The sequence below is a fragment of the Phreatobacter oligotrophus genome, assembly GCF_003046185.1.
Taxonomy (GTDB): Bacteria; Pseudomonadota; Alphaproteobacteria; order Rhizobiales; family Phreatobacteraceae; genus Phreatobacter; species Phreatobacter oligotrophus.
In genome coordinates this window covers 461030-483079 of record NZ_PZZL01000002.1, presented here as the reverse complement: position 1 = coordinate 483079, position 22050 = coordinate 461030, and the positions used below count along the sequence as shown (strand labels likewise).

The window sequence follows — 22050 nt, the reverse complement described above, 5'->3', positions numbered from 1 at the left end:
CCGTGCTGATGCGCGCGATCCGAGAGCCTGCATGACGACCCTGACCCTCAAGGACCTGCTTGCCGACGAGGCGCCCGGCAATGGCGCGGCAGCCCCCGTCACCGGCGTCACCGCCGACAGCCGGGCCGTGGCGAAGGGCAGCCTGTTCTTTGCCCTGAAAGGCGAGAAGACCGACGGCATGGCCTATGCCGAGGCCGCGGCCCGCGCCGGCGCCGCCGCCATCGTCACCGATTCGCCCGCCGCGCCCGCCTCCATCGGCGATGTGCCGGTGGTGTGCGTCGCCAATGCCCGCCGGACGCTGGCTCTGGCGGCGAGCCGCTTCCATCCGCGCCAGCCCGGCACCATCGCCGCCGTCACCGGTACCTCCGGCAAGACGTCGGTTGCGGCCTTCGTTCGCCAGATCTTCGCCTTCGACGGCCATCCGAGCGCTTCCATCGGCACGGTCGGCGTGGTGCGCCCCTCCGGCAAGGTCTATGGCGGCCTGACGACGCCCGACCCGGTGACCCTGCACCAGACCCTCGACACGCTGGCGGGGGAGGGCGTCACCCACGTCGCCTTCGAGGCCTCGTCCCACGGCCTCGATCAGCACCGGCTCGACGGCGTGCGCATCCAGGCTGCCGGCTTCACCAACCTTTCCCGCGACCATCTCGACTATCACAAGACCTTCGAGGCCTATCGAACCGCGAAGCTGCGGCTCTTCACCGACCTCCTGCCGCCTGACGGCACGGCGGTGGTTGTCGCCGGCCCGGAGGGCGACCATTTCGCCGCTGCGGCCCGCGCGCGCGGCCAGCGCCTCCTGATGGTCGGGCGCGACAGGGCCTTCGGTGAGACCGGCATCGCCATCCTCTCCGAGACGATCAAGGGGGCTTCCCAGCGCGTGAAGCTGCGCGCCTTCGGCCGTGACAGCGAGGTGCTGATCCCGCTGCTCGGCCGCTTCCAGGTGGAGAACGCCCTCGTGGCCGCGGGCCTCGCGGTCGGCTGCGGCACCGATCCCGACAAGGCGCTCGCCGCGCTGGAGACGCTGGAAGGCGCGAAGGGCCGGCTCGAATTCGTCGGCGCCAAGGACGGCGCACCGGTGGTCGTCGACTATGCCCACAAGCCCGGCGCCCTGGAGACGGTGCTTGAGGCCGCACGGCCCTTTGCGGCCCGTAAGCTCGTCGTCGTCGTCGGCTGCGGCGGCGACCGTGATCCCGGCAAGCGGCCGATGATGGGCCGAATTGCCGTGGACAAGGCCGACCGCGTCATCATCACCGACGACAATCCCCGCTCCGAGGACCCGGCCGCTATCCGTGCCCAGGTCCTCGCCGACGCGCCTGGCGCCGAGGAGATCGGCGACCGCGCCGAGGCCATCCGCGCCGCCGTGCGCGACCTTCAGCCCGGCGACCTCCTGGTCATCGCCGGCAAGGGCCACGAGACCGGCCAGATCGTCGGCTCCGTGACGTTGCCATTCTCCGACCACGAGGTCGCCCTTGCGGCGATCCGTGACTTCTCGTCCGACCGTTCCGCGAAAGGCCCGTCCGCATGACCCAGCCGCCCCTGTGGACCACCGAAGCCCTCGCCCGCGCCATGGGCGGCCGCATCCTCGGCAAGCCGGGCCCGGCCATCGCCGACATCTCCATCGACACCCGCACGCTGAATGCGGGCGAGGCCTATGTCGCCATCAAGGGCCTCGCCCATGACGGCCATGCCTTTGCTGGCGCGGCGCTGGCGAAGGGCGCGTCCGTCGCCGTGGTCTCCGAGGACTGGGCGCAGTCGGCCCCGCCCGGCGCCTATATCGCCGTCGCCGACCCTCTGAAGGCGCTGGAAAAGGCCGGCATCGTCGCCCGGGCCCGCACCGCCGCCAAGATCGTCGGCATCACCGGCTCGGTCGGCAAGACCTCGACCAAGGAGACGCTGGCCCGCGTCCTCGCCCGCGAGGGCCGCACCCACGCCCCGCCGAAGAGCTTCAACAACCATATCGGCGTGCCGCTGACCCTCGCCCGCATGCCGGCGGGCGCGGAATTCGGCGTCTTCGAGATCGGCATGAACCATGCCGGCGAGATCACCCCGCTCACCCGCATGGTCCGCCCGGACGTCGCGGTCATCACCGCCATCGAGGCCGTCCATATCGAGAACCTCGGCTCGATCGAGGCCATTGCCGACGCCAAGGCCGAGATCTTCGTCGGCGTCGAGCATGGCGGCGTCGCCGTCCTGCCGCGCGACAACCGCTTCTACGAGCGCCTCGCGAAGGCCGCCCGCGCCGCCGGCATCGACACCATCGTCTCCTTCGGCGAGCACGAGGAGGCCGATGTCCGCCTCATGCGCATCGTGCTGGCGGCGGAATGCTCCACCGTCTCCGCCCGCGTCATGGGCACCGACGTCACCTACAAGTTCGGCGCTCCCGGCAAGCACCTCGCCATGAACTCGCTCGCGGTCCTTGCCGCCGCCAAGCTGGTGGGCTGCGACCTGGCGCTGGCCGCCCTCAGCCTCGGCGAGACCCGTGCCGTGGCCGGCCGGGGCGAGAAGAGCCTGCGCCGGCTGCCGTCCGGCTCGTTCACGCTGCTGGACGAGAGCTACAACGCCAATCCCGTCTCGGTGCGCGCCGCCATCTCGGTGCTGGCCGGCGCGCCGAAGGGCCCGCAGGGGCGCCGCATCGTCGTGCTCGGCGATATGCTGGAACTCGGCAATGATGCCGAGCGGCTCCATGCCGAACTCGCCGAGCCCATCGACAAGGGCAACATCGACCTCGTCTTCTGCTCCGGCCCGATGATGCGCCATCTCTGGGACCGCCTGCCCTCCCATCGCCGCGCCGGCTATGCGCCGACGGCGGCCGAACTGGAGCCGCTGGTGATCCGCGGCCTCAAGCCCGGCGACGTGGTGATGGTGAAGGGCTCGCGCGGCAGCCGCATGGCGCCGCTTGTCGAGACGCTCAAGGCCACCTACGAGGCGGTGCCGGCCGAGGACCTGCAGGGCGCGACCTGACCGGTATCGCCATGGGCGAACCGGCGGGCTTTGCCTCGCCCGCCCCGCAGGGCATATCGGAGCCGGGGGAAGCCGGGCCGCGGCGCTGATTCGCGCGGCGGGGACGGATCACGACAGAAAGACGACAGACGCAATGTTCGCCTTCCTTGCCGAATTTGCCGGCGTCTTCTCGCCGCTCAACCTGTTCCGCTACATCACCTTTCGCACCGGCGGCGCCATCGTCACGGCGCTCATCTTCGTCTTCCTGTTCGGACCCGGGCTGATCCAGCTCCTGCGCCTCAAGCAGGGCAAGGGCCAGCCGATCCGCGCCGACGGCCCGGAAAGCCACCTCGCCAAGAAGGGCACGCCCACCATGGGCGGCCTCATGATCCTCTCGGGCCTCGTCATCTCGACCCTGCTATGGGCCAACCTGAAAAGCCCCTATGTCTGGATCCTGCTCTTCGTCCTGCTCGGCTTCGGCGCCATCGGCTTCTATGACGACTACCTGAAGGTGACGAAGCAGACCCATGCCGGCTTCTCCAGCAAGGCGCGCCTCGCTCTCGAATTCCTCATCGCCGGCCTTGCCGTCACGGCCGTCATGTCGGTGACCCGCGAGCCGCTGAACACCTCGGTCTTCTTCCCCTTCATCAAGGACCTGTCGGTCAATATCGGCTACCTGATGATCCTCTTCGGGGCCTTCGTCATCGTCGGGTCCGGCAATGCCGTGAACCTCACCGACGGCCTGGACGGCCTCGCCATCGTGCCGGTGATGATCGCGGCCGGCACCTTCGGCATCATTGCCTATCTCTCCGGCAATGCCTTCTTCGCCAATTACCTGCAGATCACCCACGTGCCGGGCACCGGCGAGATCATCGTCGTCATCGGCGCGTTGATCGGCGCGGGCCTCGGCTTCCTGTGGTTCAACGCGCCGCCGGCCCAGATCTTCATGGGCGACACCGGGTCGCTGGCGCTGGGTGGCCTCATCGGCACCATCGCTGTGGCGGTGAAGCACGAGATCGTGCTGCTGGTCGTCGGCGGCCTCTTCGTGCTGGAGGCCGTCTCGGTCATCGTCCAGGTCGTCTCGTTCAAGCTGACGGGGAAGCGCGTCTTCCGCATGGCGCCGATCCACCACCATTTCGAGAAGAAGGGCTGGTCGGAGCCGCAGGTCGTCGTGCGCTTCTGGATCATCGCCTTTGTGCTGGCACTCGCCGGCCTGTCGACCCTGAAGCTGCGGTGAGCCGGATGTGCATGCTCCTGTCCGTCACCCCCGGCGAGGAGCCGAAGGCGACGAGGGAAGGGGGTCCAGGGGCCTTTGGCTCTGCGCCCTTCGGCCCCTGGATCCCCTTCCCCTCGCTGCGCTCGGCCGGGGATGACGGGGTGTTGCAGCCGGAGGCGTCGCGATGATCCCGGTCACGACCTTCCGCAGCGCCTCGGTCGCGGTCTTCGGCCTCGGCGGATCGGGCCTTGCCACCTGCGCGGCGCTCCGCGAGGGCGGCGCCCGCGTCATCGCCTGGGACGACAATCCCGCCTCGGTCGACAAGGCCGCTGCCGCCGGCCACGAGACCGCCGACCTGCGCACCATCGACTGGTCCGGTGTCGCGGCGCTGGTCCTCGCCCCCGGCGTGCCGCTGACCCATCCCGCCCCGCACTGGAGCGTCGGCCTCGCCCATGCCCACGGCGTCGAGGTTCTCGGCGACATCGAGCTCTTCTGCCGCGAGCGGCGCGCCACCGCGCCAGCCTCACCCTTCGTCGCCATCACCGGCACGAACGGCAAGTCGACCACGACGGCGCTCGTCACCCACATCCTCGCGGCGACCGGCCGCGACCCGCAGATGGGCGGCAATATCGGCACGGCGGTTCTCTCTCTGGCGCCGCCTGCCACCGGTCGCACCCATGTCGTGGAGTGCTCGTCCTTCCAGATCGATCTTGCGCCCTCGCTCGACCCGTCCGTCGGCATCTGCCTCAACGTGACGCCGGATCATCTCGACCGCCACGGCACGCTCGACCTCTATGCCGGGGTGAAGGAGCGCCTCGTCGCCGGCGTGCCCGTGGGCGGCACCGTCGTCTGCGGCATCGACGACCGCCACACCCAGGCCATGGCCGACCGCGCCGAGCGGGCAGGGCGGCGCGTGCTGCGCATCTCCATCCGCAACCCCGTCGCCGACGGCCTCTGCCTCGACGGACCGGACATCCTCCGTGTGGCCGCCGGCGCGGTGGTGAAGCGCTTCTCGCTTGCCGGCTGCGGCGCGCTGCGCGGCACCCACAATGCCCAGAACGCCATGGCGGCCTATGCCGCCTGCGAGGCGCTCGGCCTGTCGCACGAGGCCATCGTCGCGGCCATGCTGACCTTCCCCGGCCTTGCCCACCGGATGGAGCAGGTCGGCCGGCTCGGCAAGGTGCTCTTCGTCAACGATTCCAAGGCGACCAACGCCGATTCCGCCGAGAAGGCGCTGGCTGCCTTCTCCGACATCTACTGGATCGCCGGCGGCACCCCGAAGGAGGGCGGCATCGCCCCGCTCGCGGCCTATTTCCCGCGCATCGCCAAGAGCTACCTCATTGGCAAGTCCGCCGAGGATTTCGCCGTGACGCTGGGGAGCCACCCCCATGTCGTCGCAGGCACGCTCGACAAGGCCGTCGCGATGGCCGCCGCCGATGCCGCGGCGGGCGGCGCCGCGCATCCGGTCGTGCTGCTCTCACCGGCCTGCGCCAGCTACGACCAGTTCCCGAACTTCGAGGTCCGCGGCAAGGCCTTCCGCGATCTCGTGCTGGCCATGCCGGGCGTGGAGAAGGTGTGAGGATCAGTCCGGCGCGATAAGGGGCAGTGTCGGGAAGTAGGTCCGGTAGCGCCGGACATCACGGGTGAGCAAGTGGTATCCCGAAACGCTTGCATGGGCGCCGATGAAGAAGTCCGGCAAGGGCGATGTCTTCTGGCCACCGCTCCGCCGGTAGGCGAGATGCGCTTTCCCCGCAAGGAACGCCGCCTCATACGGGATCTCTTCTCGCTCGAGCACCTTCGACGGCAAGGCTTCGTCCGCGTCTCCCATCCGGGTGAACCGCTGCGACACTTCGGCGAAGATGATCGGGTTGATGACCAGCTTCTCGCGCCCTGTCAGGCGCGCAAGGGTGGCGGCTGACCACCGGTACCAGCGCGGGTCCGTCGTCAGGATGTCGAGAAGGACATTGCTGTCAACGAGGACCCCGCCCATTCACTCACCGCGTGTGAGGGCCATGATCTCGTCGGTCGTCATGTTCACATCTCCGCGGCCGCGGAGATGGGCGATGAGTTGCTCGCCCCGTCTCTGTGGGAGAGGAGACTGTGTCGGCACGATCCGAACGGTCGAACCCTCCACCACGAAGGTGACCTCTGTGTCGGGCCGCAGCCCGGCCTTCTCGCGAATGTCGGCAGGAATGGTGACCTGCCCCTCGGCGCTGACACGCATGGAGCACTCCTGTTCTGTCCCTCAATCTATGGCAATGGCCGGGACCCGACAATCGCCTGGTGCCCCACCCCCGCGCGGTTAACGAAGCGTTGAGCCACGCGCTTTAGATTTCCTGAAAGCCTGCTCCAGCGGGCGGATGTCGCATGGCGGGGATGGCGCATGATCTCCAGGGCTGAACGCACCACCTTCGGCGAATGGTGGTGGACGGTCGACCGGCTGCTGCTTTCGGCCCTGTTCGGCCTGATGCTGGCCGGCATCGTGCTGTCGCTCGCCGCCTCGCCGGCGGTCGCCCACCGGATCGGGCTCGACACGTTCCACTTCGTCAACCGCCAGGTCTTCTTCCTGATCCCCGCCACGGCGGTGCTGATCGGCACCTCCTTCCTGTCGCCCTACTGGATCCGGCGCCTCGCCTTCGTCGCCTTCCTCGGCGCGCTGGTCCTGGTGGTCGCGACCCTCTTCATCGGCGCCGAGATCAAGGGCGCCCGCCGCTGGCTGAACTTCGCCGGCATCGGCCTGCAGCCCTCCGAGTTCCTCAAGCCCGCCTTCGTCGTCCTCGCCGCCTGGCTCTTCGCCGAGAGCGCCAAGCGCCCGGAAATGCCGGCGAACCTGCTTGCCATGCTGCTGCTCGGCGCCACCGTCACCCCGCTGGTGCTCCAGCCCGACGTCGGCCAGACCTCGCTGATCACCGCCGTCTGGGCGGCGCTGTTCTTCATGGCGGGGATGCGCTGGCTCTGGGTCTTCGGCCTCGCGGGTGTCGGCGCGGCCGGCATTGTCGGCGCCTATTTCACCTTCCCCCATGTTCGCCGCCGCATCGACAAGTTCATGGAGCCCGGCACCGCCGACACGTTCCAGGTCGACGTCGCGCTCGATGCCTTCCAGCAGGGCGGCTGGTTCGGCAAGGGCCCGGGCGAGGGCACGGTGAAGCGCATCATCCCCGACAGCCACACCGACTTCATCTTCGCCGTCGCGGCGGAGGAGTTCGGCGCCATCCTCTGCCTGGTCATCATCGCGCTCTTCGCCTTCGTGGTGCTGCGCTCGCTCTCCCATGCCTATCGCGACGAGGACCCGTTCTGTCGCTTCGCGGTCGCCGGCCTTGCCATGCTCTTCGGCCTGCAGAGCTGCATCAACCTGATGGTCAACCTCCACCTCATCCCGCCGAAGGGCATGACGCTGCCCTTCGTGTCCTATGGCGGCTCCTCGCTCATCGCGCTCGCCTTCGGGATGGGCATGCTCATCGCCCTGACGCGGCGGCGACCGAGGGCGGAGACGCTGGCCGAGGTCGGGCACTATCAGGCGGGCAGGGCCTGACATGACCCAGCCGCTCGTCCTCGTCTGCGCCGGCGGCACCGGCGGCCATCTCTTCCCGGCGGAGGCCCTCTCCGTGGCGCTCGCGGCGCGCGGCTGCACCGTCGACCTCGTCACCGACGAGCGCGCCGAGAAATATGGCCGCGCCTTCCCCGCCCGGGCGACGCATATCGTCTCGTCCGCGACGATCGGCTCGAAGAACCCGCTGGATCTTGCCCGCGCCGCCTGGCGCCTTGGCGGAGGCTACCTCTCGTCGCGCGGCCTGATGCGGCGCCTCAGGCCCGTCGCCGTGGTCGGCTTCGGCGGCTATCCGACCCTGCCGCCGATGTTCGCGGCAACCCAGGTCGGCGTGCCCACGATCATCCATGACCAGAACGCCGTGATGGGCCGCGCCAATCGCCAGCTCTCGACCCGGGTCACCGCCATCGCCACCTCGTTTCCCGGGGTGCTCGACGGCAACCCGACCCTTGCCGCCAAGGCGACCTTCACCGGCAATCCCGTCCGCCCGATGGTCATCGAGGCGGCCGCCACGCCCTATGACGCGCCGCGCGCCGATGGTCCCTTCCGCCTCTGCGTCTTCGGCGGCAGCCAGGGCGCCCGCGTCATGAGCGAGATCGTGCCGCCGGCCCTGGAACAGGTGGATCCGGCCCTGCGCGCCCGCCTGACCGTCGTCCAGCAGGCCCGCGCCGAAGACCGTGCAGCCGTCGAAGCCGCTTACTCCCGCCTCGGCGTCATGGCCGAGGTCGCCCCGTTCTTCGTCGACCTGCCGGCGCGGATCGCGGCCGCCCATCTCGTCATCGGCCGATCCGGCGCCTCCACCGTCGCCGAGCTCTCTGTGATCGGCCGGCCCTCCATTCTCGTGCCGTTGCCCCATGCGCTCGACCAGGACCAGCTGATGAACGCCGCGACGCTGGCCTCGGCGGGCGCGGCGACCGTGGTCAAGCAGGCGGACTTCACGCCCGACTGGCTCGCCGGGGAGCTGACGCGCCTCCTCGCCGATCCGACCCCGCTCGCCGCTGCGGCTGCCGCCGCCCGCGCCCAGGGCCATGCCGATGCCGCCGACCGCCTCGCCGATCTCGTGGTGAAGACCGCGGGGCTTGCGGCCTGAGGGCCGCTTCTGCCTCACCACCTTCTTCCAGCCGCATTTCCGCACTCAAACGCCGTCCGAATCCGCTAGAAGACGCCCATGAAACTGCCTCGCGACATCGGTCCCATCCATTTCATCGGCATCGGCGGCATCGGCATGTCCGGCATTGCCGAGGTCCTGCTCAACCTCGGCTACAAGGTCCAGGGCTCGGACGCCGCCGAGGGCTACACGATCAAGCGGTTGAAGGACCGCGGCGCGACCGTCTCCATCGGCCATGCCGCCGAGAACCTCGGCTCGGCCGAGGTCGTGGTCGTCTCCACCGCGATCAAGAAAGATAATCCCGAGCTGGTGGCCGCCCGCGAGCGCCGCATTCCGGTCGTCCGCCGCGCCGAGATGCTGGCCGAGCTGATGCGGCTGAAATCCTGCGTCGCCATCGCCGGCACCCATGGCAAGACGACCACCACCTCGATGGTCTCGACCCTGCTCGATGCCGGCGGCTTCGACCCGACCATCGTCAACGGCGGCATCATCAACGCACTCGGCACCAATGCCCGCCTCGGCGCGGGCAACTGGATGGTGGTCGAGGCCGACGAGAGCGACGGCTCCTTCCTGAAGCTCCCGGCCGATGTCGCCATCGTCACCAACATCGACCCCGAGCATCTCGACCATTACGGCAATTTCGACGCCGTGAAGGCCGCCTTCCGCTCCTTCATCGAGAACCTGCCCTTCTACGGCTTCGGCGTCATGTGCATCGACCATCCGGTCGTGCAGGACATGGTCGGCTCCATCGCCGACCGCCGGGTCATCACCTATGGCGAGAACCCGCAGGCTGACGTGCGCCTGCTCGACGTCGACCTCTCCGGCGGCCGCTGCCGCTTCAAGGTGCAGTTCCGCGACCGCACCGGCGCCGTGGTCGAGGAGATCGACGAGCTCGTCCTGCCCATGCCTGGCCGCCACAACGCCCTGAACGCCACCGCCGCCATCGCGGTTGCCCGCGAGCTCGGCATGGCCGGTCCGCAGATCCGCAAGGCGCTGGCCGGCTTCGGCGGCGTGAAGCGCCGCTTCACCCGCACCGGCGAGTGGAACGGGGCCACCATCTACGACGATTACGGCCACCATCCCGTGGAGATCGCGGCGGTGCTGAAGGCCGCCCGCGCCTCCACTGACAAACAGGTCATCGCCGTCGTCCAGCCGCATCGCTACACGCGGCTGTCCTCGCTCTTCAACGAGTTCTGCACCTGTTTCAACGACGCCGACCACGTCATCGTGGCCGATGTCTATGCCGCGGGCGAACAGCCCATTCCCGGCGCCTCGCGCGACGACCTCGTCTCGGGCCTGAAGATGCGTGGCCACAAGTCGGTCATGCCGATGGAGAGCCCGCAGCGGCTCGCCAGCCTCGTGGCGGGCCTCGCCAAGCCCGGCGACTACGTCATCTGCCTCGGCGCCGGCACCATCACCCAGTGGGCCTATGCCCTGCCGGGCGAGCTCGAAGCCCTGGCGCGAGGGTGAGCGTGTTCGACGACATCACGCCGCTGATCCGCGACCTGGCGCCGGATTTCCGCGGCCGCCTCGTCGCCAACGAGCCGCTGGCGCCGCTCACCTGGTTCCGCGTCGGCGGGCCGGCGCAGGTGCTCTGCACGCCCGATGACGCGGCGGACCTCGCCTATCTCCTCTCCCGCCTACCGGCGGACATGCCGGTCATGCCGATCGGCGTCGGCTCCAACCTCATTGTCCGTGACGGCGGCGTGCCGGGCATCGTCATCCGCCTAAGGCCCCGCGGCTTCGGCGAGGTGACGGTCGAGGGCACGCGCATCCATGCCGGGGCGGTGGCGCCCGACAAGCGCGTGGCGGAGGCCGCCGCCGCAGCGGGCCTCGGGGGGCTGGAATTCTACTTCGGCATTCCCGGCACGATCGGCGGTGCGCTCGTCATGAATGCCGGCGCCAATGGCGGCGAGACCAAGGACGTGCTGGTGGAGGCGCGCGCGGTCACCCGCGAGGGCGAGCAGCTGACCTTCTCCAACGCCGCGATGAACTTCACCTATCGCGCTTCCGCCGTCGGCCGCCCGGTGATCTTCACCGGCGCCGTGTTCGAGGGCGTGCCGACTGACCCAGCCGTCATCCGCGAGCGCATGGACGCCGTCCAGCACCACCGCGAGACGGTCCAGCCGATCCGCGAGAAGACCGGTGGCTCCACCTTCAAAAACCCGCCCGGCCATTCCGCCTGGAAGTTGGTCGATGCCGCGGGCTGCAGGGGCCTCCGCCTCGGCGGCGCGCAGGTCTCCGAGATGCACTGCAACTTCCTCATCAACACCGGCACCGCCACCGCCGCCGATATCGAGGCGCTGGGCGAGGAGGTCCGCCGCCGGGTGAAGGAGACGAGCGGCGTTGAGCTGCACTGGGAGATCAAGCGGGTGGGGGTTCCGTTGCAGAAAGCAATGGAAAGATGACGCGACAGGTGGCATATCGAAAGGAAGCGCTTCGTGCGCTCCGTCGTATGCCAGCCAGCGAGGCGAGACGGGTCATGCAGAAGATCGACCAGCTTGCGGCCTTTCCGGAGCAACTGGCGCCGCAGGTCAAGCGGCTACAGGGTCGCCCCGGTTTCCGGCTGCGGGTCGGCGACTGGCGGGTGATCTTCGACGACAACGGTAATGTCCTCGACGTTCTCGCCATCGGTCCGCGTGGCAGCGTCTATGAGCCGTGAGGAAACACCAGTGACCCTCGCCAAGCGTATCATCACTCCCGGCGGCGAGGATCTCGTCCTGCTGCCGCTTGCGGAATATGAGCGGCTGGTCGAGGCCGCCGAGGACCTCGCCGATGTCGCCGCCTATGACGAGGCCATGCGCAAGCTTGCCGCAGGCGAGGACGAGATGGTGCCTGCGGCCATTGCCCTGCGCCTTCTGGGCGACGAGCACCCGGTGAGGGTCTGGCGCGAGCACCGCGGCCTGTCGGTCAAGGATCTTGCCGAAGCCGCCCTCATCAGCCCCTCCTATCTCAGCCAGATCGAGACCGGCCGCCGCGAAGGCACGCTCGAGACCATGGCCCGCATCGCCCGCGTCCTGCGCATCGACCTCGACGATCTCGTCCGGCAGGGGCACGACGACATCACCGACGCCGGCAACGCCTCCGGCCCAGCATCCTGAAGGTTCGACCATGACCAAACCCCACGTCGCCGTCCTCTATGGCGGCTGGTCCGCCGAGCGCGAGGTGTCGCTGGCCTCCGGCAAGGCCTGCGCCGAGGCGCTCGAAGGCCGCGGTTGGCCGGTGACGCGAATCGATGTCGGTCGCGACATCGCCCAGCGCCTCGTGGAGGTGAAGCCGGACGTGGTGCTGAACGTCACCCATGGCCGCCCCGGCGAGGACGGGACGCTCGCCGGCATCCTCGAGGTGCTGCGCATCCCCTACAGCCATTCCGGCGTCATGGCCTCGGCCCTCTGCATGGACAAGGCCATGGCCAAGACGGTCATGGACGCCGCCGGCATCCCCGTGCCGAAGGGCCTGGTCGTGTCGCGGCGCGAGGCGGCGCGCGAGCACCTGCTGCCCCGGCCCTATGTGATCAAGCCCAACACGGACGGCTCCTCGCTGGGCGTCTTCATCGTCACCAAGGACCACGAGCACCCGCCGCAGGAACTTCATTCGACCGAGTGGTCTTTGGGTGACACCGTGCTGGTCGAACCCTTTATCGCCGGCAAGGAGCTCACCTGCGCCGTCATGGGCGACCGGGCGCTCGGGGTGATCGAGATCACCTATGCCGGAACCTTCTACGACTACGAGGCGAAGTACACCCCGGGCGGGTCTGCCCACGTGATTCCGGCGCCGCTTAAACCAAATATTTACTCTGAGGTCCAAAGACTGTCCCTCGCAGCGCATCAGGCGCTCGGCTGTAAAGGGGTCAGCCGTGCGGACTTCCGATACGACGATACGCCCGGGGGAACCGGGCAGCTCGTCTGCCTCGAAGTCAACACGCAGCCCGGGATGACCGGGACTTCGCTCGTCCCCGACATGGCCGCTCACGAAGGTATCTCGTTCGCCGAGCTGGTCGAATGGATGGTGTTGGACGCGTCAGTGGATCGTTGACCGCCAGGCTCGCTGGAGCCGGCGCGGATGCGCTCGCCCATGCCAGCGAGAGGTTGCGCCACCGCGCTGCCCCGCGGCGTGACGAGGCATACGACGATTTTGCCCGGCCGAGCGCGCTCGCCATGCGGCTGCGGCGCCTCGCTATCCGCATCGTGTCGATCCGCCCGCCGCGCCGCGCCGGCCTCCTCGCCACCCTCGCCCTCTTCGTCGCCACCGGCGCCTATGGCGTCCAGCGTGGCGGCCACGGCCCGGCGCTGAACGCCAGCCTGCTCGCCCTCGGCGACCAGGCCGCCAATGCGGCGGGCCTCAAGGTCACCGGCGTCCGCCTTACCGGCAACCGCCAGATGAGCCACGAGCAGATCCTCGAGGTCGCCGGCATCCGCCCGGATTCCTCGGTGCTGTTCTTCGACGCCGATCTCGCCCGCGAGCGGCTGAAGGCCAATCCCTGGCTCTCCGACGCGACCGTGCAGAAGCTCTATCCCGACCAGATCATGATCTCGGTCGTCGAGCGCGAGCCCTTTGCCCTGTGGCAGCGCGACGGCCGCATCCACGTCATCTCCGCCGATGGCAAGGTGATCGTCGACCACCTCGACGCCCGCTTCCAGCACCTGCCGCTCATCGTCGGCAAGGGCGCCGAGGAGCGCGCCCGCGAGATCGTCGGCCTGCTGGGCGACCACCCGGATGTCGCCAAATCCGTCCGCGCCGCGGTGCTCGTCGCCGAGCGCCGCTGGACCCTCGTGCTCAAGAACGGCATCGACGTGCGCCTGCCCGATGCCGACCTCGACCGCGCCATGGTCGATCTCGCCAAGCTGGATGCCGAGCGGCGGATCATGACCCGCGACGTCGCGATCATCGACCTGCGCGTGCCCGACCGCGTCTCCGTCCGCCTCACCGAGGATGCGATGAAGGCCCACGAAGCGGCGCTCAAGGAGCGCGAGCGCGAACGCGCCCGCCGCCGCGCCCTGCAGGGTCAGCGCACATGACCATGCCCTTCCGCCACGGCCTGACCCCGAAGATGAAGCCCATTTCGCCGAAGCGTTCGGCGATCATGTGCGTTCTCGACATCGGCACGTCCAAGATCGTCTGCATGATCGTCCGCCTCCGCCCGCGCGAAGGCACAGACATCCTGCCGAACCGCACCCACAAGGCCGAGATCCTCGGCATCGGCCACACCCGCGCTCGCGGCATGAAGGCCGGCGCCGTCGCTGACATGGCCAAGGCCGAGGCGGCCATCCGCCAGGCCGTCGATGCCGCCGAGCGCATGGCCGAGGTCCAGGTCGACCGGGTCATCGCCACCGTCTCCGCCGGCCGCATCGCCTCGGAGCACTACGAGGCGCGCGTCACCTGCACCACGCCGCAGGTCACCGACCAGGACCTGCACCGCGTGCTCGAGGCGGCCTCCGACCATTCGATCCGCAAGGGCAGGGCGGTCCTCCACTCCATGCCCGTCGGCTTCCGCCTCGACGAGACGCGCGGCATCAAGGATCCGCGCGGCATGCTCGGCTCCTCGCTCGGCGTCGACATGCACATCGCCACCTGCGATGCCGCCACCGCCCGCAACCTCATGCTCTGCATCGAGCGCTGCCACCTCTCGGTGGAGGCCCTCGTCGCGGCGCCCTTCGCCTCGGGCCTCGCGGTCCTCACCGACGACGAGGCCGAGCTCGGCACCGTCTGCCTCGACATGGGCGCCGGCACGACGACGCTGTCGGTCTTCGCCGGCGGCCATTTCGTCCATGCCGATGCCGTGGCCGTGGGCTCGCACCACGTCACCATGGACATTGCCCGCGGCCTCTCCACCCGCCTCTCCGATGCCGAGCGCATCAAGGTGCTGAACGGCGCCTGCTTCGTCGCCAAGTCCGACGAGCGCGACATCGTCAACGTGCCCTCGATCTCCGAGGACGACCGCGACATCCCCAATGCCGTGTCGCGGGCGCAGATCATCCGCATCATCCGCCCGCGCATTGACGAGATCCTCGAGATGGTGCGCGACCGCCTGGTCGCCGCCGGCTCGGCCGCCGAGGCCGGCCGCCGGCTGGTGCTCACCGGTGGCGGCGCGCAGCTGCCGGGCCTTGCCGATCTCGCCGCCCAGGTCTTTGGCCGCCAGGTCCGGGTCGCCCGGCCGGTCGGCATCACCGGACTGCCTGACAGCGCCAAGGGCCCGCCCTTCGCCGCCGCTGTCGGTCTCACCGTCTATCCGCAGATCGCGGGAGCCGAGCATTACGAACCGCAGCGGCGCCTCTTCGCCGCCACGGGCACGGACGGCTACTTCTCCCGCGTCGGCCGGTGGATCAGGGACAGTTTCTAGGAGAATCGCCCGTCGCGCGAATGCGGCGGGTTCGTCGAACGTCAGGCCCGGGCGCCGCCGGACCGCAGGACAAGTGATACAAGCGACGTGGCTGTCGCGTGAGTGATTCGAACGAGGCTCATGATGACCATCAACCTGAAGATGCCCGACATTCGGGAACTGAAGCCCCGGATCACCGTGTTCGGCGTGGGCGGCGCGGGCGGCAACGCCGTCAACAACATGATCGAGGGCGGGCTCCAGGGCTGCGACTTCGTGGTGGCCAACACCGACGCCCAGGCGCTGTCCTCCTCGAAGGCCGAGCGCATCATCCAGATGGGCCTCGCCGTCACCTCGGGCCTTGGCGCCGGTTCGCACCCGGAAGTCGGTGCTGCGGCGGCCGAGGAGGTCATCGACGAGATCCGTGACCAGCTCTCGGGCTCGCATATGGCCTTCATCACCGCCGGCATGGGCGGCGGCACCGGCACCGGCGCTGCACCGGTCATCGCCCGGGTCGCCCGCGAGCTCGGCATACTGACGGTCGGCGTGGTGACCAAGCCCTTCCACTTCGAGGGCGTGCGCCGCATGAAGACCGCGGATGCCGGCATCACCGAGCTGCAGAAGTCGGTCGACACGCTCATCGTCATCCCGAACCAGAACCTGTTCCGGGTCGCCAACGAGCGCACCACCTTCACCGACGCCTTCGCCATGGCGGACCAGGTGCTCTATTCGGGCGTCGCCTGCATCACCGACCTGATGGTCAAGGAAGGCCTCATCAACCTCGACTTCGCCGACGTCCGCGCCGTCATGCGCGACATGGGCAAGGCGATGATGGGCACGGGCGAGGCCACCGGCGAGCGCCGCGCCATCACCGCGGCCGAGGCGGCGATCGCCAACCCGCTCCTCGACGAGACCTCGATGAAGGGCGCCCGCGGCCTGCTCATCTCCATCACCGGCGGCAAGGACCTCACCCTCTTCGAGGTGGACGAGGCCGCGACCCGCATCCGCGAGGAGGTCGATCCGGAGGCGAACATTATCCTCGGCGCCACCTTCGACAACGCCCTCGATGGCACGATCCGCGTCTCGGTGGTCGCCACCGGCATCGACCTGTCGGCCCAGGCCGCCAACACCCAGACCATTGCCGAGATGACGGCGAAGCTGCGCCAGAGCGCCCAGCGCATTGCCGCCGCCACGACGCCCGCCCCGGCTCCGGTTGCGGCTCCCGCGCCGGCCCCGGTCATGGAGGTTGCTCCGGCTCCCGCCCCCGTCGCCTACGAGCCGCCGGCTCCTGCCCCGGCCCCCGAGCCGGTCATGACCGCCGCCGAGGTGATGATCCAGCCCGTCGCGCCGAAGCCGGCCCTCTTCACCGAGGCGCCGATCGAGCTCGATCCGGTTCGCATGCCGCCGCGCGACGAGGTTGCCCCGCCGGCCCGCGACTTCATCCCGCCGGCCCCGGAGAAGCCGATGCGCCCGGTGCGCATGCCGACGGCCGAGGAACTGCCGCCGATCGTCCGCGACCAGATGCGCGCCGCCCCGACCGCCGCGCTGCGGATGCCGGAGAACCCGGTGGAGAAGAAGCGCACCTCGCTGATGGAGAAGCTGCAGTCGATCGGCTTCACCCGCCGCGGCGAGGCCGACACCCCGGCTCCGGCGCCGGTTGCGCCGCGCGCCGCCCCGCCGCTGCAGCCGGCCCGCCCGGTCGCCCAGGCCCCGCGGATGCCCGCCGCTCCCGCCCCGCAGATGCGGCGCGAGCCGGCCGGCCTCGACATCCACGGCCGCCCCGCAGCGCAGCAGCCGCGGGCCGAGGAGGACCATCTGGACATCCCGGCCTTCCTCCGCCGCCAGGCCAATTGAGGCGGTCACGATCCCTCACGGGAATTGTTACCGAACCTTGCAGAAAATCACTTCACCCGGGTGCCCCGCACCCGGGTAAGTTTTTGTTAACACGTGGTTTTTATTCTGCTAACGCGGTCCGCGAAATGCGTCCGAATTTTGGTAACAGTCGGACATAAACCGTGACTTGGCCCCCCCGGAGGCCCTGTTTATGGTCCCGGCCTCGACGAGCTTGGAAAAGGTGAGCGGCGATTCGTTGCGCTGCATCATTGCCGGATCAGCCGGCACCCGGTTCGCCAGGTCATGCAAGGGGGCCATCCCGCCCCGACGAGGCCCCCAAGGTCTCCCCGGCGGATGGCAGAGACGGTCGGTCATGAAAGCTGCGAAGCAGACGACGGTTCGCGACTCCATCACACTGGACGGAATCGGCGTGCATTCGGGTGCCCGGGTCTCGGTGACCCTGCATCCCGCCGAGGCCGGCTCGGGCATCGCCTTCCTGCGGTCCGACCAGGACCACGCCGAAATCCCCGCTGTCTTCCGCAACGTCTCCTCCGCTGACCTCTCGACCGTCATCGGCCGCCCCGAGCGCGGCGGCGTCGCCACGGTCGAGCACCTGATGGCCGCTCTCGCCGGCCTCGGCATCGATAATTGCCTCGTCGAGGTGGACGGCCCGGAAATGCCGATCCTCGACGGCTCCGCCGCCCCCTTCGTCGCCGCCATCGAGCAGGTCGGCATCGTCCTGCAGGACGCGCCCCGCAAGGTCGTGAAGGTCCTCAAGTCCGTCGTGCTGGAGACCGAGCGCGGCGTGGTCGAGCTCCACCCGCATGACCGCGGCCTGCGCCTCGAGGTCGAGATCGACTTCGCCAATCCGCTCATCGGCCGCCAGGTCTGCGGCATCGACCTCGATCCGCTGGCCTTCCGCCGCGATGTCGCCCGCGCCCGCACCTTCGGCTTCATGCAGGACGTCAGCAAGCTCTGGGCGGTGAACAAGGCCCTCGGCGCCTCGCTCGACAACACCATCGTCGTCGGCGACGACCGCATCCTCAACCCCGAGGGCCTGCGCTACCGCGACGAATTCGTCCGCCACAAGCTGCTCGACGCCATTGGCGACCTGTCGCTTGCCGGCGCGCCGCTGGTTGGCCGTTTCCGCTCCTATCGCGGCGGCCACCGCATGAACGTCAAGCTGCTCGAGACCCTCTTCGCCGACCCGACCGCCTATGCGATCGTCGAGCAGGCCCCCCGCCGCGACCGCGGCCATGCCGATATCGGCGTCTCCGTTCCGGCCTACGGCCCGGACGCCACCTGATCCTCTGCCGCAATTGGGCCTCAACTGCCCTTCAGAACGTGGCCGCCCGGCGATAGCGGCGGGCCCGGTTTTCGTTTATGAGCCGTGCTGGTTCCGTCGGGCCCCCGATGCGGACCCGCGCCGTAACGTCGAGTGGGAAGGTTCGTGACCGTGCAGATGGATCCTTCGAAGAGCCAGCCTTCGGATCAGGCTCTCGCTGGGCGTCCCGCCCCGTCCCTCGCTCGCCGCGCCATGCTGCTGGCGACCGTGGCGGCCCTTGCCGCGCCGCTCGGCGCCTGCGCCAACGCCCCCAATTTCGGCAACCTGTTCGGCGGCGGCGTTGATTCGGCCAGCCTGCCCGACGAGCCGGCCGAGAAGCTCTACAACGAGGGCCTTGCCCTGCAGAACCGGCGCGACTGGCGCCGCGCGGCCCTGAAGTTCATGGAGATCGACCGCACCCATCCCTACACGGAATGGGCCAAGCGGGCGCTCATCATGGCCGCCTATTCCTTCTACGAGTCGCAGGACTACGAGGAGACGATCAACCAGTCCCGTCGCTTCCTGCAGCTCCATCCCGGCGCGCCGGACGCCGCCTATGCCCAGTATCTCCAGGGCGCCGCGCTTTACGACCAGATCCCCGACGTCCAGCGCGACCAGACTCGCACCGAGCGTGCCCTCGTCGTGCTCGACGAGGTCACCCGCAAGTGGCCGCAGTCGGAATATGCCATCGCCGCCCGCCGCAAGATCGAGGTCGCCCGCGACCAGCTCGCCGGCCGCGAGATGACGGTGGCCAAGTACTATCTCGAGCGCCGCCAGTTCACCGGCGCCATCAACCGCTACCGCACCGTCGTCTCGCAGTTCCAGACGACCCGCCATGTCGAGGAAGCGCTGGCCCGCCTCGTCGAGTGCTACATGGCGCTCGGCATCGTCAACGAGGCGCAGACCGCGGCGGCCGTGCTCGGCCACAACTTCCCGGACAGCCAGTGGTACAAGGACTCCTACGCCCTCATCCAGGGCCAGGGCCTGACCCCGCGCGAGGACACCGGCTCCTGGATCAGCCGCGCCTTCCGCCGCATCACCGGCTGAGGCTTCCGTTCGCGCTGCGTTCGCGTTAAGCCGGTGACGCGGGCGCGCTGCCGAATCCGTGCGGCGCCCCGGCTCCTCCGCCGTCGGGATTGCGCGAACCGCCCATGCTCGTCCAGCTTTCGATCCGCGACATCGTCCTGATCGACCGGCTCGATCTGACCTTCGCCGAGGGGCTCTCCGTGCTGACCGGAGAGACCGGCGCCGGCAAGTCCATTCTCCTCGATGCGACGTCGCTTGCCCTTGGCGCCCGCGGCGATGCCTCGCTGGTGCGCCACGGCCAGGAGCAGGGCCAAGTCACCGCCGTCTTCGACGTGCCGCTCGATCATCCGGCGCGGCGCATAGCGGCCGAGGCCGACATCGACACCGAGGGCGACCTCATCCTGCGCCGCATCCAGCTGGCCGATGGCCGCACCCGCGCCTTCGTCAATGACCAGGCGGCGAGCGTCCAGGTGCTGCGCGCCATCGGCGCGGCACTGGTCGAGATCCACGGCCAGCACGCCGACCGCGCCCTGATGGAGCCGGACGCCCACCGCGCCCTGGTCGACGCCTATGGCGGCCTCGGCGCCGAGGTCGCGGCCGTCCGCACCGCCTGGCGCAGCTGGCGCGAAGCGACGCGCGCCGTCGACGAGGCGCGGGAGCGGCTCGCCAAGGCGCGGGCCGATGGCGACTTCCTCCGCCACGCCGTCGAGGAACTCGCGAAGCTCAAGCCCGAGGCCGGCGAGGAGACGGAACTCGCCGCCCGCCGCCAGTCCATGATGGCCTCGGAGAAGATCGCCTCCGACCTTGCCGAAGCCCTCGACGTGCTGACGGGCCCCGCCTCGTCCGTGCCTTCGCTCGCCGCCGCCTGGCGGCGACTGGAGCGCCGCGCCGCCCAGGCCCCGGCCCTGGTCGAGCCCATCGTGAAGGCCTTTGGCGAAGCCCTTGACCGGATCGAGGATGCCCGCGCCGCCGTGGAGGCGGCCCAGCGCGCCTCCGAATTCGATCCGCGCGAGCTCGAGCGCATCGAGGAGCGGCTGTTCTCGCTGCGCGCCGCCTCGCGCAAGTATGCCGTGCCGGTGGATGGGCTCGCGGACCTTGCCGCCCGCTATGTCGCCGATGTCGCGGCGCTCGACGCCGGCGAGGACCGGCTCGTCGCGCTCGAAAAGGCGGCGACGCAGGCCGGCGCGACCTATGGCAAGGCGGCCGCGGCCCTCTCGGCCAAGCGCAAGGCTGCGGCGAAGCGGCTCGATACGGCGGTGAATGCCGAGCTCGGCCCCCTCAAGCTCGACCGCGCCCGCTTCATGACCGAGATCGTCGAGGACGGCTCCGGCGCCGAGGGCACGGACCGCGCCGAGTTCTGGGTCCAGACCAATCCCGGCACCCGGCCCGGGCCGATGATGAAGGTCGCCTCGGGCGGCGAACTCTCTCGCTTCATGCTGGCGCTGAAGGTGGTCCTCGCCGACCAAGGCTCGGCGCCGACCCTCGTCTTCGACGAGATCGACACCGGCGTCGGCGGCGCCGTGGCGGACGCCATCGGCCAGCGCCTGTCGCGCCTTGGCTCCAAGGTGCAGGTGCTCTCCGTCACCCATGCGCCGCAGGTCGCGGCCCGCGCGACGCGCCACTACCTCATCGCCAAGGAAACGGCGGGCCAGAAGGTCGCGACGCGGGTGAAGCCGCTCGGCTACGACCTGCGCCGCGAGGAGCTGGCGCGGATGCTCGCGGGCGAGACGATCACCGATGAGGCCCGCGCCGCGGCCGAGAAGCTGCTGAAGGTCGGCTGAGCGGAACGGGGAGGGGACCGGGAGGTTTCTCCGGCAGGCTCCCATTGAGTTTGGTGCGGCCCCTCACCCTTCCCTCTCCCCGCAAGCGGGGAGAGGGGGCACCAGCGTTGCGTTCGCGCAGGGCACCCGCTCCGCCTGGCACCACGCCGAAGGCGATGCGCGACGTCGAAGTCCCCCTCTCCCCGCTTGCGGGGAGAGGGAAGGGTGAGGGGCCACGACAAAAGCACACGTCAACGAGGAGCGCCGCTTGACCATCCCCCGCCTCGCCGCCGCGCTCATCGCCCTCATGGCCCTCGCCGCCCCCACCCGCGCCGATACGGCCTCGGCCGTCGCCGCCTGCCGCGCCGCGCCTGGCGCGATCCGTGTCGCCGGGCCGGCCCTCTGCTTCACCGGCGACATCGACGCCGGCACCGCCGCCCAGGCTATGGCGCTGCTGCCGACACCCGGCCTCACCACCCTGGTCATCGCTTCCGATGGCGGTGAGGTCGCCGCGGCCGTCCGCCTCGCCCGCGCCATCCGCGCCCGTGGCCTCATCCTGGTCGTCGACGACCGCTGCGCCTCCTCCTGCGCCAATTTCCTCTTCCCCGCCGCCCGTACCAAGGCGGTGGCCGAGCGGGCGCTTCTCATCTTCCACGGCGGCATCGCGCCCGGCGCCTTCGGCGGCCTGTTCGGCGGCGGCGAGGAGCGCGACTTGCTGGCGCTCACCCGCGCCTTCTTCCGGGAGATCGGCGTCGACGGCGCCATCACCTACGACGCGCCCTATCGCCGCGACCCGCGCTCTGGCGTGCGCGAGCTGGCGGAGGAGTGGACCGCGACACCCGCGGCGCTCGCCCGCTACGGCATGACCGGCATCGTCCAGATGTGGTGGCCCTCGAACGAGGCCGTGCTGCGTGAGGCGGCGCGCCGCGGCATGCGGCTCGGCATCGTCGAGTAGCTGTTGCCATTCCCGGGCTTGTCCT

20 protein-coding genes are annotated in these 22050 nt (G+C 69.8%); 18 read left to right on the top strand and 2 right to left on the bottom strand.

The window, feature by feature from the left end:
• Nucleotides 1-40: 40 nt before the first annotated feature.
• The 4 genes from C8P69_RS06260 to murD all read left to right on the top strand — a co-directional run bounded on the left by C8P69_RS06260 (nucleotide 41) and on the right by murD (nucleotide 5735).
• Nucleotides 41-1525, top strand: a complete 1485-nt coding sequence (locus tag C8P69_RS06260) for a UDP-N-acetylmuramoyl-L-alanyl-D-glutamate--2,6-diaminopimelate ligase (RefSeq protein ID WP_425440747.1) — start codon at nucleotides 41-43, stop codon at nucleotides 1523-1525.
• Nucleotides 1522-2961 (top strand): UDP-N-acetylmuramoylalanyl-D-glutamyl-2,6-diaminopimelate--D-alanyl-D-alanine ligase, encoded by a 1440-nt coding sequence (locus tag C8P69_RS06255; RefSeq protein WP_108174995.1) that lies wholly within the window; start codon nucleotides 1522-1524, stop codon nucleotides 2959-2961. The genes C8P69_RS06260 and C8P69_RS06255 overlap by 4 nt, the downstream gene beginning before the upstream one ends.
• 133 nt (nucleotides 2962-3094) lie before the next feature.
• Nucleotides 3095-4177: a phospho-N-acetylmuramoyl-pentapeptide-transferase gene (mraY, locus tag C8P69_RS06250; RefSeq protein WP_108174994.1), complete on the top strand. Its 1083-nt coding sequence runs from the start codon at nucleotides 3095-3097 to the stop codon at nucleotides 4175-4177.
• Nucleotides 4178-4340: 163 nt separating this feature from the next.
• Complete coding sequence (murD, locus tag C8P69_RS06245) at nucleotides 4341-5735, top strand: UDP-N-acetylmuramoyl-L-alanine--D-glutamate ligase (protein WP_108174993.1); 1395 nt, start codon at nucleotides 4341-4343, stop codon at nucleotides 5733-5735.
• A gap of 3 nt (nucleotides 5736-5738) precedes the next feature.
• On the opposite strand, the gene C8P69_RS06240 is transcribed toward murD, so the two are convergent.
• Together C8P69_RS06240 and C8P69_RS06235 are read right to left on the bottom strand one after the other, a co-directional pair.
• Nucleotides 5739-6146 carry a type II toxin-antitoxin system VapC family toxin gene (locus C8P69_RS06240; protein WP_108174992.1) on the bottom strand — a complete coding sequence of 136 codons (408 nt, stop codon included), beginning with the start codon at nucleotides 6144-6146 and terminating at the stop codon, nucleotides 5739-5741.
• Complete coding sequence (locus tag C8P69_RS06235; RefSeq protein WP_108174991.1) at nucleotides 6147-6380, bottom strand: AbrB/MazE/SpoVT family DNA-binding domain-containing protein; 234 nt, start codon at nucleotides 6378-6380, stop codon at nucleotides 6147-6149. It lies immediately after the preceding gene.
• 159 nt (nucleotides 6381-6539) lie between these two features.
• On the opposite strand from C8P69_RS06235, the gene ftsW reads away from it, so the two are divergent.
• The 14 genes from ftsW to C8P69_RS06165 all read left to right on the top strand — a co-directional run bounded on the left by ftsW (nucleotide 6540) and on the right by C8P69_RS06165 (nucleotide 22025).
• Nucleotides 6540-7688: a putative lipid II flippase FtsW gene (gene ftsW, locus C8P69_RS06230; protein WP_108174990.1), complete on the top strand. Its 1149-nt coding sequence runs from the start codon at nucleotides 6540-6542 to the stop codon at nucleotides 7686-7688.
• A gap of 1 nt (nucleotide 7689) precedes the next feature.
• Entirely contained in the window at nucleotides 7690-8793 is a 1104-nt protein-coding gene (gene murG, locus C8P69_RS06225; RefSeq protein ID WP_108174989.1) for an undecaprenyldiphospho-muramoylpentapeptide beta-N-acetylglucosaminyltransferase, read from the top strand.
• Between the two features lie 78 nt (nucleotides 8794-8871).
• Nucleotides 8872-10281, top strand: a complete 1410-nt coding sequence (gene murC / locus C8P69_RS06220) for a UDP-N-acetylmuramate--L-alanine ligase (RefSeq protein ID WP_108174988.1) — start codon at nucleotides 8872-8874, stop codon at nucleotides 10279-10281.
• Nucleotides 10278-11219: a UDP-N-acetylmuramate dehydrogenase gene (gene murB / locus C8P69_RS06215; protein ID WP_108174987.1), complete on the top strand. Its 942-nt coding sequence runs from the start codon at nucleotides 10278-10280 to the stop codon at nucleotides 11217-11219. Before murC ends, murB begins: the two co-directional genes overlap by 4 nt.
• On the top strand, nucleotides 11216-11473 hold the full coding sequence (locus C8P69_RS06210) for a type II toxin-antitoxin system RelE family toxin (protein WP_108174986.1): 258 nt from the start codon (nucleotides 11216-11218) through the stop codon (nucleotides 11471-11473). Before murB ends, C8P69_RS06210 begins: the two co-directional genes overlap by 4 nt.
• Nucleotides 11463-11912 carry a helix-turn-helix domain-containing protein gene (locus tag C8P69_RS06205; RefSeq protein ID WP_108174985.1) on the top strand — a complete coding sequence of 150 codons (450 nt, stop codon included), beginning with the start codon at nucleotides 11463-11465 and terminating at the stop codon, nucleotides 11910-11912. The genes C8P69_RS06210 and C8P69_RS06205 overlap by 11 nt, the downstream gene beginning before the upstream one ends.
• Nucleotides 11913-11922: 10 nt before the next feature.
• Nucleotides 11923-12846, top strand: a complete 924-nt coding sequence (locus C8P69_RS06200; protein WP_108174984.1) for a D-alanine--D-alanine ligase — start codon at nucleotides 11923-11925, stop codon at nucleotides 12844-12846.
• The gene (locus C8P69_RS06195) at nucleotides 12843-13829 is read left to right on the top strand and encodes a cell division protein FtsQ/DivIB (protein WP_170118143.1); all 987 of its coding nucleotides are present in this window, start codon (nucleotides 12843-12845) and stop codon (nucleotides 13827-13829) included. Before C8P69_RS06200 ends, C8P69_RS06195 begins: the two co-directional genes overlap by 4 nt.
• A gap of 2 nt (nucleotides 13830-13831) precedes the next feature.
• The gene (gene ftsA / locus C8P69_RS06190) at nucleotides 13832-15151 is read left to right on the top strand and encodes a cell division protein FtsA (protein WP_108175566.1); all 1320 of its coding nucleotides are present in this window, start codon (nucleotides 13832-13834) and stop codon (nucleotides 15149-15151) included.
• A gap of 123 nt (nucleotides 15152-15274) precedes the next feature.
• Nucleotides 15275-16981 (top strand): cell division protein FtsZ, encoded by a 1707-nt coding sequence (gene ftsZ, locus C8P69_RS06185; protein ID WP_108174982.1) that lies wholly within the window; start codon nucleotides 15275-15277, stop codon nucleotides 16979-16981.
• Nucleotides 16982-17333: 352 nt separating this feature from the next.
• Nucleotides 17334-18266, top strand: coding sequence for a UDP-3-O-acyl-N-acetylglucosamine deacetylase (gene lpxC / locus C8P69_RS06180; protein WP_108174981.1), 933 nt, complete (start codon nucleotides 17334-17336; stop codon nucleotides 18264-18266).
• 156 nt (nucleotides 18267-18422) lie between these two features.
• Nucleotides 18423-19331 carry an outer membrane protein assembly factor BamD gene (locus tag C8P69_RS06175; protein ID WP_425440746.1) on the top strand — a complete coding sequence of 303 codons (909 nt, stop codon included), beginning with the start codon at nucleotides 18423-18425 and terminating at the stop codon, nucleotides 19329-19331.
• Between the two features lie 104 nt (nucleotides 19332-19435).
• Nucleotides 19436-21091 (top strand): DNA repair protein RecN, encoded by a 1656-nt coding sequence (gene recN, locus C8P69_RS06170; RefSeq protein WP_108174980.1) that lies wholly within the window; start codon nucleotides 19436-19438, stop codon nucleotides 21089-21091.
• A 247-nt stretch (nucleotides 21092-21338) separates the two neighbouring features.
• Nucleotides 21339-22025 (top strand): hypothetical protein, encoded by a 687-nt coding sequence (locus C8P69_RS06165; protein WP_108174979.1) that lies wholly within the window; start codon nucleotides 21339-21341, stop codon nucleotides 22023-22025.
• The last annotated feature ends 25 nt before the right edge of the window (nucleotides 22026-22050 follow it).